This window comes from Trabulsiella odontotermitis (assembly GCF_001297775.1).
GTDB classification, from domain to species: domain Bacteria; phylum Pseudomonadota; class Gammaproteobacteria; order Enterobacterales; family Enterobacteriaceae; genus Trabulsiella; species Trabulsiella odontotermitis.
Genome location: NZ_LIFX01000003.1, coordinates 359,068 through 374,763, shown reverse-complemented (window position 1 = coordinate 374,763; position 15,696 = coordinate 359,068). Strand labels below are relative to the sequence as shown.

The 15,696-nt window shown below is 49.8% G+C and carries 23 protein-coding genes and 1 other RNA gene; 8 read left to right on the top strand and 16 right to left on the bottom strand.

Annotated features, from left to right (window positions below):
- The 5 genes from AOY23_RS05390 (at nucleotide 1) to AOY23_RS05375 (ending at nucleotide 3,889) form a co-directional block, all read left to right on the top strand.
- Nucleotides 1–1,164, top strand: coding sequence for a beta-barrel domain-containing protein (locus AOY23_RS05390; RefSeq protein WP_235501674.1), 1,164 nt, complete (start codon nucleotides 1–3; stop codon nucleotides 1,162–1,164).
- A gap of 60 nt (nucleotides 1,165–1,224) precedes the next feature.
- Nucleotides 1,225–1,588: a transfer-messenger RNA gene (gene ssrA / locus AOY23_RS21565) on the top strand.
- 270 nt (nucleotides 1,589–1,858) lie between these two features.
- The gene (locus AOY23_RS05385) at nucleotides 1,859–2,101 is read left to right on the top strand and encodes a DinI family protein (protein WP_054177784.1); all 243 of its coding nucleotides are present in this window, start codon (nucleotides 1,859–1,861) and stop codon (nucleotides 2,099–2,101) included.
- Nucleotides 2,102–2,240: 139 nt separating this feature from the next.
- A complete protein-coding gene (locus tag AOY23_RS05380) occupies nucleotides 2,241–3,380 on the top strand; it encodes an ImmA/IrrE family metallo-endopeptidase (RefSeq protein WP_054177783.1) in 1,140 nt (379 codons plus the stop codon).
- A complete protein-coding gene (locus AOY23_RS05375; protein ID WP_054177782.1) occupies nucleotides 3,377–3,889 on the top strand; it encodes a DUF4411 family protein in 513 nt (170 codons plus the stop codon). Before AOY23_RS05380 ends, AOY23_RS05375 begins: the two co-directional genes overlap by 4 nt.
- Before the next feature lie 34 nt (nucleotides 3,890–3,923).
- On the opposite strand, the gene AOY23_RS05370 is transcribed toward AOY23_RS05375, so the two are convergent.
- Nucleotides 3,924–4,229 (bottom strand): excisionase family DNA-binding protein, encoded by a 306-nt coding sequence (locus AOY23_RS05370; RefSeq protein ID WP_054177781.1) that lies wholly within the window; start codon nucleotides 4,227–4,229, stop codon nucleotides 3,924–3,926.
- A 41-nt stretch (nucleotides 4,230–4,270) separates the two neighbouring features.
- Here AOY23_RS05370 and AOY23_RS05365 point away from each other — a divergent pair, with 41 nt between their 5' ends.
- The gene (locus tag AOY23_RS05365) at nucleotides 4,271–4,456 is read left to right on the top strand and encodes a helix-turn-helix transcriptional regulator (protein WP_072170923.1); all 186 of its coding nucleotides are present in this window, start codon (nucleotides 4,271–4,273) and stop codon (nucleotides 4,454–4,456) included.
- A 107-nt stretch (nucleotides 4,457–4,563) separates the two neighbouring features.
- On the opposite strand, the gene AOY23_RS05360 is transcribed toward AOY23_RS05365, so the two are convergent.
- A complete protein-coding gene (locus AOY23_RS05360; protein WP_054177780.1) occupies nucleotides 4,564–5,118 on the bottom strand; it encodes a recombinase family protein in 555 nt (184 codons plus the stop codon).
- A 47-nt stretch (nucleotides 5,119–5,165) separates the two neighbouring features.
- Between AOY23_RS05360 and AOY23_RS23190 the strand changes: the two genes are divergently transcribed.
- Entirely contained in the window at nucleotides 5,166–5,597 is a 432-nt protein-coding gene (locus AOY23_RS23190; protein ID WP_054177779.1) for a gp53-like domain-containing protein, read from the top strand.
- An 11-nt stretch (nucleotides 5,598–5,608) separates the two neighbouring features.
- Nucleotides 5,609–6,034, top strand: coding sequence for a tail fiber assembly protein (locus AOY23_RS05350; protein ID WP_054177778.1), 426 nt, complete (start codon nucleotides 5,609–5,611; stop codon nucleotides 6,032–6,034).
- Here the strand turns inward: AOY23_RS05350 and AOY23_RS05345 are convergent.
- The 14 genes from AOY23_RS05345 to AOY23_RS05285 all read right to left on the bottom strand — a co-directional run bounded on the left by AOY23_RS05345 (nucleotide 6,006) and on the right by AOY23_RS05285 (nucleotide 15,688).
- Nucleotides 6,006–6,599 carry a tail fiber assembly protein gene (locus tag AOY23_RS05345; protein ID WP_046493927.1) on the bottom strand — a complete coding sequence of 198 codons (594 nt, stop codon included), beginning with the start codon at nucleotides 6,597–6,599 and terminating at the stop codon, nucleotides 6,006–6,008. The genes AOY23_RS05350 and AOY23_RS05345 overlap by 29 nt on opposite strands.
- Nucleotides 6,599–7,453, bottom strand: coding sequence for a hypothetical protein (locus AOY23_RS05340; protein ID WP_054177777.1), 855 nt, complete (start codon nucleotides 7,451–7,453; stop codon nucleotides 6,599–6,601). Before AOY23_RS05340 ends, AOY23_RS05345 begins: the two co-directional genes overlap by 1 nt.
- Nucleotides 7,453–8,133 carry a baseplate wedge 1 family protein gene (locus AOY23_RS05335; protein WP_054177776.1) on the bottom strand — a complete coding sequence of 227 codons (681 nt, stop codon included), beginning with the start codon at nucleotides 8,131–8,133 and terminating at the stop codon, nucleotides 7,453–7,455. The genes AOY23_RS05340 and AOY23_RS05335 overlap by 1 nt, the downstream gene beginning before the upstream one ends.
- Nucleotides 8,130–9,329, bottom strand: a complete 1,200-nt coding sequence (locus AOY23_RS05330; protein ID WP_054177775.1) for a baseplate J/gp47 family protein — start codon at nucleotides 9,327–9,329, stop codon at nucleotides 8,130–8,132. The genes AOY23_RS05335 and AOY23_RS05330 overlap by 4 nt, the downstream gene beginning before the upstream one ends.
- Complete coding sequence (locus AOY23_RS05325; RefSeq protein ID WP_054177774.1) at nucleotides 9,330–9,683, bottom strand: contractile injection system sheath initiator; 354 nt, start codon at nucleotides 9,681–9,683, stop codon at nucleotides 9,330–9,332.
- Nucleotides 9,683–10,429, bottom strand: coding sequence for a Gp138 family membrane-puncturing spike protein (locus AOY23_RS05320; RefSeq protein WP_054177824.1), 747 nt, complete (start codon nucleotides 10,427–10,429; stop codon nucleotides 9,683–9,685). Before AOY23_RS05320 ends, AOY23_RS05325 begins: the two co-directional genes overlap by 1 nt.
- Nucleotides 10,430–10,514: 85 nt before the next feature.
- Nucleotides 10,515–10,817: a hypothetical protein gene (locus AOY23_RS05315; protein WP_200906032.1), complete on the bottom strand. Its 303-nt coding sequence runs from the start codon at nucleotides 10,815–10,817 to the stop codon at nucleotides 10,515–10,517.
- Nucleotides 10,798–11,154 (bottom strand): hypothetical protein, encoded by a 357-nt coding sequence (locus AOY23_RS22495; protein ID WP_054177773.1) that lies wholly within the window; start codon nucleotides 11,152–11,154, stop codon nucleotides 10,798–10,800. The genes AOY23_RS05315 and AOY23_RS22495 overlap by 20 nt, the downstream gene beginning before the upstream one ends.
- Nucleotides 11,155–11,236: 82 nt before the next feature.
- On the bottom strand, nucleotides 11,237–11,581 hold the full coding sequence (locus tag AOY23_RS05310; protein ID WP_054177772.1) for a hypothetical protein: 345 nt from the start codon (nucleotides 11,579–11,581) through the stop codon (nucleotides 11,237–11,239).
- A 2-nt stretch (nucleotides 11,582–11,583) separates the two neighbouring features.
- Nucleotides 11,584–12,651 (bottom strand): hypothetical protein, encoded by a 1,068-nt coding sequence (locus AOY23_RS05305; RefSeq protein ID WP_054177771.1) that lies wholly within the window; start codon nucleotides 12,649–12,651, stop codon nucleotides 11,584–11,586.
- A 2-nt stretch (nucleotides 12,652–12,653) separates the two neighbouring features.
- Complete coding sequence (locus AOY23_RS05300) at nucleotides 12,654–12,953, bottom strand: phage baseplate plug family protein (protein ID WP_054177770.1); 300 nt, start codon at nucleotides 12,951–12,953, stop codon at nucleotides 12,654–12,656.
- Nucleotides 12,954–12,960: 7 nt separating this feature from the next.
- The gene (locus AOY23_RS05295) at nucleotides 12,961–13,539 is read right to left on the bottom strand and encodes a phage baseplate protein (protein WP_054177769.1); all 579 of its coding nucleotides are present in this window, start codon (nucleotides 13,537–13,539) and stop codon (nucleotides 12,961–12,963) included.
- The gene (locus AOY23_RS05290) at nucleotides 13,539–15,545 is read right to left on the bottom strand and encodes a hypothetical protein (RefSeq protein WP_054177768.1); all 2,007 of its coding nucleotides are present in this window, start codon (nucleotides 15,543–15,545) and stop codon (nucleotides 13,539–13,541) included. Before AOY23_RS05290 ends, AOY23_RS05295 begins: the two co-directional genes overlap by 1 nt.
- Nucleotides 15,542–15,688, bottom strand: a complete 147-nt coding sequence (locus AOY23_RS05285; RefSeq protein ID WP_054177767.1) for a DUF6889 family protein — start codon at nucleotides 15,686–15,688, stop codon at nucleotides 15,542–15,544. The genes AOY23_RS05290 and AOY23_RS05285 overlap by 4 nt, the downstream gene beginning before the upstream one ends.
- Nucleotides 15,689–15,696: the final 8 nt, after the last annotated feature.

Sequence of the window (15,696 nt, the reverse complement as noted above, 5' to 3'; positions counted from 1 at the left end):
ATGGACACCCCCGACGCGCGCCATCACCACGAGCACGCCGGATCGAGCCGCATCATTCTGCTCAGCACGCTGCTGTTTGTAGTGGCGGGCGTCTGGGCATGGTTCGGCATTCTGGATGAGGTCTCAACCGGCACCGGTAAAGTGGTGCCTAGCTCCCGCGAACAGATTTTGCAGTCGCTTGACGGCGGTATCCTCGCCGAACTGACTGTGCGCGAAGGGGATCAGGTGCAGGTGGGAGAGATCGTCGCGCGGCTCGATCCGACTCGTTCTGAGTCTAACGTCGGCGAAAGTGCCGCACGCTATCGCGCGTCATTAGCCTCCAGCGCGCGCCTGTATGCGGAAGTGAACGATCTTCCCCTCACCTTCCCGACATCGCTCAACGCGTGGCCGGAACTGATCGCCTCCGAGACGCGGCTGTTCAACTCCCGCCGCGCGCAACTGAAAGACTCAGAAGCGGAACTGCGCACCGCGCTGGTCTCGGTCAATAAAGAACTGGCGATCACCGAACGGCTGGAAAAAAGCGGTGCCGCCAGTCATGTGGAAGTGCTGCGGCTGCAACGGCAGAAGAGCGATTTAGGCCTGAAAATTACCGATCTGCGTTCACAATATTACGTGCAGGCGCGGGAGTCGCTGTCAAAAGCCAATGCCGAAGTGGATATGCTCTCCGCCATTATTAAGGGGCGTGAGGATTCGGTGACGCGGCTGACCGTCCGTTCGCCCGTCCGCGGGATTGTGAAAAACATCCAGGTCACCACCATCGGCGGCGTGATCCCGCCCAACGGCGAGATGATGGAAATCGTCCCGGTTGACGATCGTTTGCTGATTGAAGCGCGGCTTTCCCCGCGCGATATCGCCTTCATCCACCCCGGCCAGCGCGCGCTGGTAAAAATCACCGCTTACGATTACGCCATCTACGGCGGGCTGGAAGGTGAAGTTGAAACTATTTCGCCGGACACCATTCAGGATAAAGTGAAACCGGAGATCGTCTATTACCGGGTGTTTATCCGTACACATCAGGATTATCTGGTCAACAAAGCGGGACGTCACTTTTCTATTGTGCCGGGGATGATTGCCAGCGTGGATATCAAAACCGGTGAAAAAACGATCGTCGATTACCTGATCAAACCGTTCAATCGCGCAAAAGAAGCGCTACGTGAGCGATAAGTGAGCAGAACCCGGCTGGCAAAGGGCTTCACAAATCTGTTATAATCGACAGAACACATTGGGGCTGATTCTGGATTCGACGGGATTCGCGAAACCCAAGGTGCATGCCGAGGGGCGGTTGGCCTCGTAAAAAGCCGCAAAAAAATAGTCGCAAACGACGAAAACTACGCTTTAGCAGCTTAATAACCTGCTCAGAGCCCTCTCTCCCTAGCCTCCGCTCTTAGGACGGGGATCAAGAGAGGTCAAACCTAAAAGAGATCGCGTGGATGCCCTGCCTGGGGTTGAAGCGTTAAAACTAATCAGGCTAGTTTGTTAGTGGCGTGTCCGTTCGCAGCTGGCAAGCGAATGTAAAGACTGGACTAAGCATGTAGTACCGAGGATGTAGGAATTTCGGACGCGGGTTCAACTCCCGCCAGCTCCACCACTTTTGATAGGACTGCAACCGGACAGCGGCAATAAAAACAGCCACTTACGGACACTGACCAGACAGTACGCAGACCGTGAAAAGACAAAAATATGCACGTGAAATGCACGTGCACTTTATAAGAACCCCAGATTTCACGGTCTGGGGTTTTTCTATTTGTAACTAAGGGTAACAAAAATACATCACCTCTTCGCGCTGCTCTCGCCTTGACACTGTTTATTTTTACAGTAAAGATACTGTATACAATCACAGCGGTTTCCGGAGGCTTTTATGTTCGTTGAACTGGTTTATGACAAGCGTAATGTTGAAGGGTTGGCGGGCGCAAGAGACATCATTCTGAATGAGCTGACAAAGCGAATTCATCGCATCTTCCCTGACGCAGAAGTCAGGGTCAAACCGATGATGTCACTACCGGCGATCAACACCGATGCAAGCAAGCACGAAAAGGAACGGATCAGCACAGCTGTTCAGGAAATGTTTGAAGAGGCTGACATGTGGCTCTGCGAAGGCTAACCATGCTAGCACACTGTATTAATTCACAGTAAAATGTTGAAACTTAAAAAATTATTGAAAGGTAAAACCTAATTGACGCAGCCTTGTCGATAATCAACAATCCTATTGTAATATTGGGATTATTTTAATTGGTGGATTGATGGCCGTAGTCGAATTTCAGTTATCTAGAAAGATGATTGACTGGATTGCAGATTCTCAAGGACTTTCTCTTGAAGCCCTTGCGGATCAGGTCATGCCAAAAAAAATTAACAAATTTTTTAATGGCATTGTCACCAAAAGCGGCGCTGAGAAATTAGCCAAAATTGGAGGAATTCCGTTTGGCTTCCTTTTCCTGGATAATCCCCCTAAACCAGTTAAACCTAAAATTCCAGATCTTCGCCAAGCCGTTGATACTCGTGAGCTCGGTAGAAACTTTTTTGATGTTTATAATGATATTGAATACAAGCTGGAATGGTATAAAGAATATCTGAAAGAAAATGGTAACGACCAACACCTTGATTTTATTGGTAAATTTAAATACACACGTAATTTACTCCCAGAAACGGTAGCGCAGGATATTATACAAAAAATCAACTTCAACGTTCAAAGAGAAATAAAAGGTGTAACAGTTGAAAGCTACTTCACAAAAGTAGCAAAATTAATCGAAAACGTTGGAATACTGGTTTTTAAAAATGGGGTGGTTGGTAACAATAACTCTCGTAAGTTAGACACTCGGGAGTTCAGAGGTTTTTGTATTTCTGATAATGTTGCACCTATTGTATTCGTCAATGGTTCTGATGCGTTATCTGCTCAAGTTTTTACATTGTTTCATGAGGTTGCCCATCTTTGGCTTGGTGTCGATGGTGTTTCTGGATGGGATACAGAAAAGAGCATAGAAGCGTTTTGCAATAAAGTATCTGCAGAAATCCTTATGCCCCAATCTTTGTTCTTATCCACTTGGGAAAGCGGATTTAACGAAAATGATCTTTATCGAGTAAAAGAAGTTTCCCATAAATTTAAGGTTAGTGATTTTGCTTGTGCAATCAGAGCAATCCAACTTGGGCTTATTGATGGTAGTACTTTAGAGGTTATAAAGCAGGAAGCAAACAAAAAGCCTAAAAAAGAAAACAGCAGCGGATCTTTTTTTAATACACTCCCTGTTCGAAATAGTCATAAGTTGACAAATATCATCATTTCCCGTGCTATGTCTCAGCAACTTCCTTTGAGAGAGGCTGGTGTACTGTTAAATGTCAAAGCAGATACTATTGTTGAATTTCATAAGAAAAGAGAATCTCTATGATTTCTAATGGAAAATTTTTAGTAGACAGTAACGTCTTCATAGAGGCAAAAAACTTTGCATATAACTTTAATTATTGCAAACTTTTTTGGGATTTTCTTTTAGCTCTTCATAGTAAAGGTCTTGTATATAGTATAAATGCTGTAAAGAAAGAGCTATGCGTAAAAGAAGATCCATTGTGCCAGTGGGTTAAAGAAGAACTCCCATCTTCTTTTTTTGAAAGTGAGGTCAGCTCGATTGCTAACTATGCAAAACTTATTAATTGGTCCATGACGTTAGATGTCACTGAAAAAGCTCGAACAGATTTTGCAAGTCAAGATAAAGCTGATGCATTTTTAATTGCACACGCCATGACTCATGGATTTACCATAATCACCCATGAAAGGCCATCAGGCGGCGCTCCCAAAAAACGCATAATGATTCCAGACGCAGCTGCAATTCATGGAGTGAAAACGCTTACCCTATACGAGTTTCTTCCAAGTTACGCGAGTCACAATTTTTCAATCAAATAAGTGCCCAAGTTTAATCTGGGCACAATTGAATCCACTACTCTTTCATTCCAAGCATCTTTCGCAATTTTTTATTCACTTCTTTCTGCCGTCGAGTGAACTCCACATCAACTTCAACCTTTTCCTCTTTGTTCCTTTGCTTGATGGGCTCGACTTCCACAGCTAACAGGGCTGCCTGACAATCTTCTTTTGTAAATAAGTACGGTGACTTTGGCCTGTCGCTGACCCGGTAAGCCTTAAGCCTGCCTTCAAGAACCCACTGTGTTACGGTAGCCGTAGAGATACCAAGTAGTTCAGCGGCTTCCTTTCGTGTCAATGTTAGCTTTTCCAAGAAGACGTCCATTTATCATTCACTGAGGAGAGCATAACTTGAACATATATTTGATGGATCTGAAAGAAGTTTGTAAAGCTGTTGGGTTCAAAAAGGGATCCATTTACAGTTGGATGAACGCGGGCAAATTCCCAAAACCCATTAAGATAGGTAGGTCAGTAAGATGGGTATCAACGGAAGTGGAAGAATGGATAGCTGAAAAAATTCGTGCAACGAGGCAGGAAAATAGCGATATTTGAAAAGGCCGATATGTGGCTTGTGTCTGAGTTTCCGACAGTCCGTCAGGTTGGGCTGTAAAATTTTGCAGGCTGCCAGTCTCAACAATCACCGGCGGCCTGCATCGTGTCTAACCACTACCTACCGGGAATTTGCGATACAGTGTCGATACTCCGACATCGTAAATTATTGCCACACGCTGGCGCGATTCCCCTGCTGCAATTAACCTTCCGGCCTGCGCCCACTGCTCATCCGTTAATTTTGGCCTGCGGCCACCGATCCGCCCTTCTGCGCGCGCAGCTGCCAAACCTGCCCGGGTACGCTCAATTATCAGCTCCCTTTCCATTTCGGCTAGCGCGCCCATGACATGAAAGAAGAATCTCCCCATCGGCGTAGACGTGTCTATGCTATCGGTCAGGCTGCGAAAATTTATCCCCCTCTCCCGCAGTTCCTCCACCAGAACGACAAGATGTCGCATGCTCCGCCCGAGGCGGTCCAGTTTCCATACCACCAGCGTGTCGCCTTCTGATAGTGTCCGGAGTACTTTTTTCAGCCCCGGTCTTTCAGACGTTTTACCGCTGATCTTATCCTCGAAAATTAGCTCACAACCTGCGCTATCCAGTGCATTTCGCTGCAGCGCCGTATTTTGGTCATTTGTTGACACCCGTACATAGCCGATAAGCATGGTCAATGGTCCTGATAAAAGACGTGATCATGCCATCTGAACGGTAAATGTGCATTTTCTCAAACGTTGGTATAGGAGAAGCGGCAAAACTTGGTGTTGCAAAAAATAGTGATATGCAGACCTCCCCCGGTTCTGTCGAGCTTTTAACAACGGTAGCGGCGGTAATGAGCGTGCTGCCGACAAGGGCAATGAGCCCGACAGATTATGTACGAATCCCGGACAAGCCAGGTGGTTTGATAATCCAGTGGGGAACAACTCCGATAATCCCCAAAGCCAGTTGGGTCGATGTAACTTTCCCCATCCCGTTCCCGTCCAGTTTTTTGAGTCTAATGGCGATATTCAAAGAGGCTAACTCCGGGTGTATTGAATACAGGCCTTACTCTGGAGCGTCACTGTTGACGGGATGCCAAATTGGTGAGGGTGGGGCTGCGCATTACAGTGGCTCGAATCGCGCGATATATATCGCCATTGGACAATAAGGAATAAGGCTATGAATGCAAAATTTAGCCCGTCACTAAACGCAATATATCCAGAAAATATGATTGAAGACGGAAGTTATGGGGACTCATTGCCTTCTGACCTGACAGAACTGTCCGAAGAGGAAATGCGTTCTTACTGGAAAGTTTCACCACCTGATAATAAAAGGTTAGGGAGTGAAAATGGACGTCCCGCGTGGGTTAATATTCCCCCACGCACAGCGGAAGAACTGATTGCTATGGCTGAGCTGGAACGCAGTAGTTTACGCGCTATTGCTGACGCAGAGATAGTCTGGCGACAAGATGCAGTTGATGTTGGTATCGCGACGGATGAGGAAACCGCCGCGCTGGCTGAGTGGAAAAAATACCGGGTTCTGCTGATGCGTGTTGATACAGCAAAACCCATATGGCCTACGCCTCCGGGGGAACAGGCCAGTTAATATCCGGTGCGGTTGCTGTATCGGTTGCAGTAACCGCATCAATATAATCAAGCGTCGCATTGAGTTTATTTTTTTCTGCGTCACTCAACGCTCGCCCTGCCTGCAATTTCAACTGAATGATACTGATAGACTGCATCGCAGAACTTATTAATTGTTGACGCTGTAGTTCCGCTTCGGCTTTAGCAGCGGCCTGCTGCGCCTCAGTATCTGTTACCCACTTTTTCCCGTCCCATTTATCAAATGCTGACACTGGCGCGGCAGTGGTGAATCCCTCTTTGACTGGCCCGATGTAATCCACGACTGACCCTTGTTTATTCTCAACCGAATAGACTGTATCCCCACGGTGATCTTCTTCCTGTCTCCAGTCAGTGCCGGTGAATAGGGAGACCTTTTCTGCAACTGTTTCACCCGGATCAATATCGGTGGAGTTACCTGGCATGCTCACGCCAACATTAATAAACTCATCTGACCAGCCAGTATATTCCCCTGTTAATTCATCGTAATAAAAACAGCGAATATCACCGGCCTGTGTCGCCAGGCCATTTTCATCAAATACAGGTTTCATTATTTAGCCCTTACCAGAAAGTTAAATGCAATGTTACGAGAGCGGGTTTCTGTTGAAGTTCTTGCAACTCGACCTGCATCGAAATACATAGTGTTAACCCGATCATTACCGGTGGTAGCCGTAGCGTTAGGAGGAGATGTTGTCTGAGCGCCAGGATAAAATGCACCGCCCTCACCGTTAACAAGCACACTTAATTGTGCTGCCCCGGCAGTTGCTGCGCTAAAAGAACCAGTAATATTTTGTAGTGCATCGAGTTGAGCTGACAGTAATCCTCGCCCTACATCCACCCCGCGCCCATCATCCGCTATTCGAATAAACTCACCACGCGATTCTGTAAGAACGAGACCAGGCCAAACAAGCGCCAGTTTAGGGTAAGTGGCCGCTGAGAACGTCGCGCCGTTGAACTTCAGAAACAACATATTTGACCATTCATCCATCACCGTATTAGGCATCGCCGCCAGCGGCCAGAAGAACGGAATTCCTATCGGCGGCGCGCCTGCTCCCAAACCAAGGTTTGAGAGAGCCGTTGCAATAGCAGCCGGGCCATCTGATGCAATATCGCCAAACGGATTCGAGCGACTTAAATATTGTGCCGCAAAGCCGGCAGTCAGTTTTTCAACAAACCCAGGCAAATCCCCGTCATCGAGAACGTCCTGATCCGTTTTCTCGCTGACAAACTGCGCCAGTGCAGCAGCGATAAAACTCACCTGCCGAAAAGCTTTGTTAATTTGCGCACTGGACGCCTTACCAGACATAAAGCCAGATAAAAGCGCGGGCAGGTTTTCCCAGTCCGCCTGGGATGTTACGTTTGCGCCAGGACCAGCCGCGAACGGTTTAAAATCGTTAATAGGCATTAGAGCAATTCTCCCCATGCGCCGTCATCAAATCCGGCGATATATTCATTGTCCATGTCGAAACCGAAGAATCGGTTACCTTCTGACGGTGTTTCTACCGCCGGGATTTCTATACTTCCTCCCCATACCCCTGCTGCTTTCACCGTCAGATACCCCTGTCGAATGGCCGCAATAAGTTCAAGAGAAACGTTTGAAATGTCAGTCTCCGGGAATACCCAGATGCTGATGGTCATGTCCTGGTTGTCGACGATCTGCATTTTCAGACCTGAACCTTCCAGCGCAGCGTCAAGGATTGGCGGGAGCGAGTCGTTACGGCCGTCCCAGTTGTTAATTGCAATTTTCGCTTTAAGGATTATTCGGTAGGTTTCATCACTCAGGGTCGTGTAACCTGAATCAGGGTCATACGGCCCCTGCCATACCCCCTGATCGAAACCAAGACCATCAATATCCAGGCTGAAATAAACTCCACTGATTGGCTGGCTGACAATGCGGCTTCGTCCGATCCACAGACCGAGAATGTCGAGTTGCACACCGACGGCTGTATCGATATCAAAGGCACTTACCAGCCCTCTTGTGGCGGTAGAGATATCAATCAGTGGTCGGGTGCTGAGATCGATATGGTCAAAAAATTTTGGCTTCGTCGCGTGGTAGTTGGTGATTAACCCGGTGTACTTGCTCATGACGTCACCGTGATAGCGATGTTTGTCGGGTTACAGGACGCTGATTCGTTGTAGGCAATATCGATATTTGCCGCCGCTAATGATCCGGCCGATTTGCCGATCAACAGTTCCTGAATGTCGTAATAGCTCGCACTGCCACCACTGACTACGCCAAGGTTCGCCGGCGAGTAAATGCGGCTCAGCAACACTGAATCACCAATCGTCAGCCCGTTGATATAATCAGCGACCGCCTGCTGGATCTGCACACCGATTTGAGATGTATAACCCGCGAAGGCTTTCAGCGTGATACGCCCGTAGACCGGGACATCGGTCGACCGGGAAAAGCTGATAACGTGCGGATTGCCGTAAGTGTCCGGCACCGTAACAGAGGTGGTCCCGTAGGTTGACGTCCCCTGCCCTTTACTGCCCCTGATGGTCTGGGCTATTTCTGTAATGTCACCACCGTCAACAATGGCAGAAATTGAATGCGGAGGAAGACCGTTAACGTCAACAGCACCAGTATCGTTCTCGTAGAGCTTGTGTCGCGTCACGCCAGCAACATTGGCGATCGCACCGTCGACACCCTCAAACGGTGTGACGGACGGTAGCGCTACGCTCTGCCCCTGCCGGATACGCAGCTCTGCATCGGTTTCTGCCGGTGCGCCAACAGTGGCCGCCGCAGGATTTGTTACCGATGTCCAGCCACGGGTGGGCGTGTTGATGGTGGTGATAGTTCCGGCCAGTGCGGCAATCGCTCCGCTGTTAGCGCTCGTTGCAGTCGCCAGTACCGTTCCGTCGACACTGATTGACACAGACGTCGGGAGATTCCAGATAATGTTATTCTGGTCCCGCACGGATCCGTTTGCAATTGTCGTGCCGGCAGTGCCAGTAAGCAGCAGATCTACAGTCGAGTTCGTCGCCCCTTTGCGCGCAATACCGTTAATTTTTACATTGCTGGTTAGCGCTGCACCGTACCCGGTTGCAGGAGAAAAGCAGTTATAGACGGAAATGGCTGTGTTGTTGGCATCGTGAATCGCCAGTGCCACCAGCGCCACCATCTGGCCGTCTTTGCTGTCCGGTTCCAGATAAGCATCACTGCCATAAATCTGCTGGAAATAGCTTGTCAGGGTATCGAGTATCGTCTGATAATCGGGCGCACTAATACCCTCAGCGGTTACCGTTGCCGATAAGCCGAGTGTGTCCAAATTGAGGGCCATTTATGCCTCGCTGGTTACTGTCGTTGTTCCGTAGATGGTGTCGACTGTAGAGGTGAACTCAACGCGGCGCGTCGTGGTGTTCACTGTCGTATTGAAAGAGAGGATAGATTTCACGCCCCGCGTTTCGAGGATGCGCTTGCGGATCGCCAGATTATAGGTTTCCGGTTTCTGTTTACCGAGTACGGATTGAATCCACGGTGTCCCTTCTGTCGTATCGAGGAACCATTGCCCGTACCACAATTCGAATCGCGTTTTTACTGCCTGCGCCACGGCCTCAGGTGAGTTAACCAGCCAGGTATCATCACCACTGCCAAAGGTATATTCACCGTCGGCGTCTTCACGTCTGTATCGCATCAGTTCACCTCGTCAGTGTTGCTTGTGCCGTGCTGCACACCGCCGTGAGTGTGCGTATTGTCGATTGTTTTGCCGTTCGCTTTCACACTGCCGATAAACTCAACAGCGCCGGTGATTGTTGATGCTACGCCAGAAGCGATAGAACCGATCATGCCGCCCATCCACGTTAACAAACCATGAATAGTGACTTTATCCGAGAAGTCAGCCAGCGGGGTAACCACCTCAACCCCGCCAGGGGCAACTATCTTAATTTTCTGGGTGCTGGGGTTGAGCTCAAAGAACGTGCTTCCGTCGTCGCTGCGCAGTTGCGCCGCACTGGTGCTGATACCACTGATTTTTTTGGCCTGTGACATCGGACCGAGAAACGCGACCGCATCTCCTATGTGGTGCTGGCGAGGGTGCACCGGCTCCTGTTCGCCGCCACTCTGCCACCAGAAATCAATGCAGCGATCGTTAAATATCAGTTCACACTCATCGCCGGGCTTAACCGGAAATGTGAGGGTGACACCGCCGCCACGCGGAAATGTGACCGGAACATCCACCAACTGAGGCATTGAGATAGAAATCTGGTTGCCATTGGCGTCTGGTTCATAGCCTTTAATCGCTGGCTGAATCACTGCAGTAACCGCATCACTATCAAACGAGACCACAATGCCAGGCATCGCCACACGGATCCCAGCGCTGATGGCCTCTTGAATCGCGAGCATGAATTGCTGATCGCCGCTGATTTGCGACGAGAGAGGGATAGGCATAAGGAAAACTCCGGGCATAAAAAACCCGCTCGGCAGCGGGTGAGTGATCAAAGCATAGATTGAAACAATCGGCTATTAATCAGCCATTCAACATTCGTTTGACAGCATCAAGGATTGCAGGCAGCGCAGGTATTAATTGAGCGAAAATAACCGCACCTACAACCCACATAATGATACTGTTCTTGGCGTTGCTTACATCTTCTTTTGTAGCGTAATTTGATTTCATGACAGCCAAGTCTGTCTTGATAGACTGGACGTCTTTTTCAAGCTCTCTTACCCGCTGTTGCATGTCATCGTCTCCAGTTGGTGGTTCGCCACCCTCTCTTTTTCTGAGCGGCGGAAACCTTCCCATTGTTACGTTATCACTCTGCCTTTGAGCCACTGCCACCCTCCTGATCTTCAATCCATTTGAGTACAGGATATACGGCAAAGCTATGTACAAATCCGCAGTTATTGCATGGCAACCGATATTCATAGTTAAAAAGCGAGTGAGGAGGGCCACCGCCATCAACTTTAGAATAATTCAAGAATTCACTATGCCCCGCATGGGTGGTGAGCGGAACACCTATATCACCACTACCACATATCCGGCAAGTTAACCCTTCAATCCCTTTATCAACGAGAAAGTTAGAAAATTTATCCAATGTAACCACGGATAACATCTTCATTAAGTCGTTTTCAAGATCCCTCTCAATCTGCGTTCTGGTCTCTTTATCCATACATCTAGCTCAGTTGGCATTTTCCGGCATTGTAACAGTGGATAATTAAATAAGAATACTGGTTATTTTAACACGCTCAGGATTATTTCACCTTCACACAATCATACGTCCCATATACTCGCGGCGCGTTCATGTTGGCCTGCACCAACTGGACGTTGAGGATCGCTTTACCGTTTTTTTTCACATAGTCCATACCGTACCACTTGCCAGGGGCATCGGTTGGCACCATCCATTGCATTTTGACGTTGTCATAATCACCTTGGGATTTCAGGAACGTGAATTTTTGAGACTCCGGCTTAGCTCCGTTAATCCGCGCCCACCCATCATCTTCTTTACTGGTTCCAAGGTGGAATGGACCGCACTGAGAATCAGCAAACACGACGGACGGAAACAAGCACACCGCAAATGCCAGGGTTTTTATTCTCATGTTCAAAAAGTCCTGTTGAGTGAAGCATTCGTCTGCAAATCTCGCGCACCACGTGCAAAGCACATCATATCCATGTACCACGACTGGCCCCGCGTCTCGCCAGTATAGTCGATCGCTTTGACGATATAAACGCCATCTGCAGCGATACTGGCTGCCTGCGTTCTACTGGGTAACATATCAGTTTCGATATTACCGTTAACGGTCGACGTGCCTATTCTTGATGGCGTTTGAGCAATGTCCGAATTACCCGCTGCGATCCGGTAAATCGATGCCTGATCAATCTGTACCAGACCGTTTATTTTGATGTTCGGATTTATCAGACACCGCACGTTTACTCCACCGCCCATCGTCTGTTGTGGCATCCCAATCAGCCCGGTGTCGGCATTCAATACGATCGCTTCCTGCACATACTTATCAGACGGCACAACATGCACCTGACCATCGACCATCTGCCACGTACCGCCGCACATTTTGGCGATATCGTCCATGATGTCGCGGTTTGAGTGGTACAACGGCAACCCGCGAGGAAATACCGTAGTCGGCATATCACCAATGATACCCGGCGTGATCCCGTAGGGGTTGAATCCCCTCATCGTCAGGTCGAGCAGATCTTTCGTCGTATACCCGGCGGCAAGCGTTGTCTTCGTGCTGGCGAACAGGAACGCGTTGTAATCGCTGGCGGCCTGTACCAGCACCCAACTATCGGTGATATTGTCTTTGCCGTTGATGGTGAAGCGGATATCGCCAGTGAAAATCAGCCCATAATTGGTGCCGGAAAATTTACCTTCGTCGCCTGGTGCTACCGGGTGAGCAACACCTACCTCGCTGGCCGGGACAACCGGCATCGCGCCATCGTACCCGGCGATAATGCGGATTTTGCTGAATTCCTCCCCCATGATACGTGCCTGCGTCTCCTGCGACACATTATAAATTTTGACGTTTGCCACGCGTGGAAACCGCGTATCCGCCCACTCGATGCGAAATGTCACCTTAAAATCAGACAGGCTGATCCCGGTCCCGTTCTCATCGACAATTTGTAACTCAAAATGCCGTATCCAGTTTTGAGACATGGCTACTCCGTGACGATGTAAAGATGACTGTGAAATCCGAGATCGGTTTTCGTAGGTTCCTGCCCGGCAGCGTCCGTACCAATGTAGAGTGAAAACCCCAGATCCAGATACGCATATTGCCCTAGCAAATCAGCGCCTGTAAAAAGAGGCAACGAGAGCACTATTGGAGTCTGGTCGCTGTTCAACAGATCGAGACACCAGAAACTTTCCCGCCAGACCAGACGCATCCTGTAGGCAGTACCGGCAGTAGTGATCGCAAACTGCTGGTTATCGGCTGATAGAGGAATTTCGCTGATGGTCATTACAGTTCTATCCCCCAAAGATTTGCGAAAGGAAACTTTCATTTTTCGGTACCGGAGACTTCACCCCGGCATTCTGTGTCCCTGCCGTACTCACACCTTCTTTCATATCGGCTTTATCAGCAACCTTGACCGCCTTCGTTTCGGTGATAGTCAGCTCTCGCAGCGTCAGCACCGCCGACAGCACGTTTTCTGTTGTCTTGTCTGTAACCACCTCCAGCGCACGAATCAGCATGTTGCTGTACAGTCGTTTACCCGTAGTAACATCTAACAGTTCGCGATTTCTCTGCAGCTCCAGAAATTTCTCATAAACCTCACCGGGAGAAAGGCCGAGACTCAGGCCAATGCTGCTGGTATTGAGCAAATCGAGAAGTGAACCACCACCAGAAAACCCCACCTGCATCACTACCTCGCTGGGGCGTCGGTATGCGTGATCAGCAACGAACCCGGTACCGGATGATGTCGGTTTCTCTACCGGGTGTTCCGTGATTTCCAGCGTGTCGCTGTGCTTCTCGCTGACAACCACACTCGGTACCAGCACCCCTATGCGGCGGCTTTGCTGATGGAAAATTGTTGAGAGAATATCCATCAGCGTGGCCCCGTCTGAAGTTGCTGAATACCGTTGGCCTGAATACTGGCCTGTTTGTCGGCAAGAATATTCCCCGCTTCCTGCGGGTTAGAAACACCATGAATGTTGATGTTGACTTCCTGGTTGAGCGACGGACCACCTATCGCAGACATGCCGGCACTGCGAACCATTTCATCACCATACGGATTGCGACCGTTCTCCTTCTGGATGATGCCATTCATCATGGCGGTCATCACATTGGGGTCGCGCATGTTGATCTGTGCATCCGGCGATACACCCAGCATCTGAGAGATATGCGCGATGTAGGCCAGCGTGTCATTCTCGACCTTTCCATTTTTTGTGGGTGGCGCCCAGGTACTGACAATATCGGAAACAGTACGCAACTGCTTGCCCGTCGTTTTCCCGTCGTAGTAACGCAGAAGCTGGCGGGAAAGAGCACGCAGCCCCTCGAACGGTGTGCGGAACTGCGCAAACCGGCCGTCGGAAGTTGCGCCTTCCTGTCCGGCAAATTCGATATTGCCAGGGTTATTGTTGCGGATACCGCGCTCATTACCAGGAACATAAAGCTCTCCCGGGTGATTCTTTTGCCACTCCTGGGCCTTTTGAAGTTCAGCGGGGTCGATATTTGAACCAACACCACCAATCATCGCCATCTCTTCTGAGGTAGTAGGCGTGTTGTTCGTCGGGACAAACATCAGCAGCCACGGATTGCGCAGTGCAATATCAGCAATTGCTTTTGTGAGATTCCCCAGACCGCCCAGCACACTACCGATTGCCCTAGCTACACCACCAAACGCGCTGCTGATTTTCCCGATACCACCGAGAAAACTCGCCAGTTTTGCACCCACCATGAAACCAAAAATCAGCTCCAGTGTGTTTTTCCACCCACCGAGATTATCTTTCAGCCCGATTAGCGTATCGCGCAGCCAGGTGAATACCTTTTTCGCCTGGTCAATCTCAGGCTGCCATTTCGACCAGTCGATCAGCGATTTCCCACCTTCCTTCCAGGTCTGGTAGTCATCCCAGAGCAACAGAAGCGCGCCCACCAGCGCCAGCACCCACGTAACGGGAGATTTCCACATCTCCGCATTCAGTAGTCGCCAGACCACCAGCACGGCGCCCAGCGTCTCAATGAGGGATTTGCTGTCATCGTCCAGGCTCTGCCACCATTCAGAAACTTGCCCGACGACCTGAATCAGTCGCATCACCGCCCGACCAATAACGTCTGACAGCCACAAAATCCCGTTGATGACCGCCATGATACCGCGCTCAATGGAAGGGAAATTATCGAGGATTTGCTTACGCAGACGATCGAGCGAGCCAGCAAGTCCATCCGTCAGGCTGGTGCCGATTTTGTCCCGCGCCATGCCCGCCATCATTGTAAACTCGCGCATGGAGGTCATGAAGCGGTTGGAACTTTTCGCGGCCACATCAGCATTAAAACCGATTGCTTTCGCCGTGGCGTTGTATTGTGCGCCAAATTCACCCATGCCGCGACGCATCGCCATCAGCGTATTTTCGTCAATACCGAGCATGGAAGCGTACTGATTAGCCCGGTAATAAGGCATGTTGCTGAGGCGCTGACCCACGCCAGCAAAGATTGACTCCATGCCGCGCATCTGGCCGCTGGCATCGCGAGTCTGCACTCCCAGACGATTCAGAAAACCTTCCGCCCCAGGACTGGTTCGCATGAAATGCGCCAGGCTCTCCAGAGAGCTGCGCGCCGCGGCGGCACTGCTGCCAGTTTGCGATGCCGCATAGCCGATAGCCTGTATACCCGCCACCGTTGCACCGGTACGCTGGGAAGCCCAGTAAAGCTCATCAAGGCCGCTGGCGGTTTTGGTCGTGAATGCCATCACTGAAAGCGCGGCGGCCTCCGCCGCAACACCGAGAGCAATAGCCTTTTTTGTCGCACTGACCAGTGTCGCATCGAATTTTGCCGCGCCAGCGCCATCAACATCGAACCCAAGAGAGACCAGGAACGATTTTATTGTTTCAGCATTCACTGTTCTTTCTCCCATTGCTGGATGCGGGCTTTGTTGTCGGCGTTGATATCAAGCCAGTCATTCATGCGTGCGATATCAGCCAGATCAATAGATCCGTCCTTTAACGCGGTATAGGGGATATACCCGGCATGTACCGGGCGCATCAGAAAGT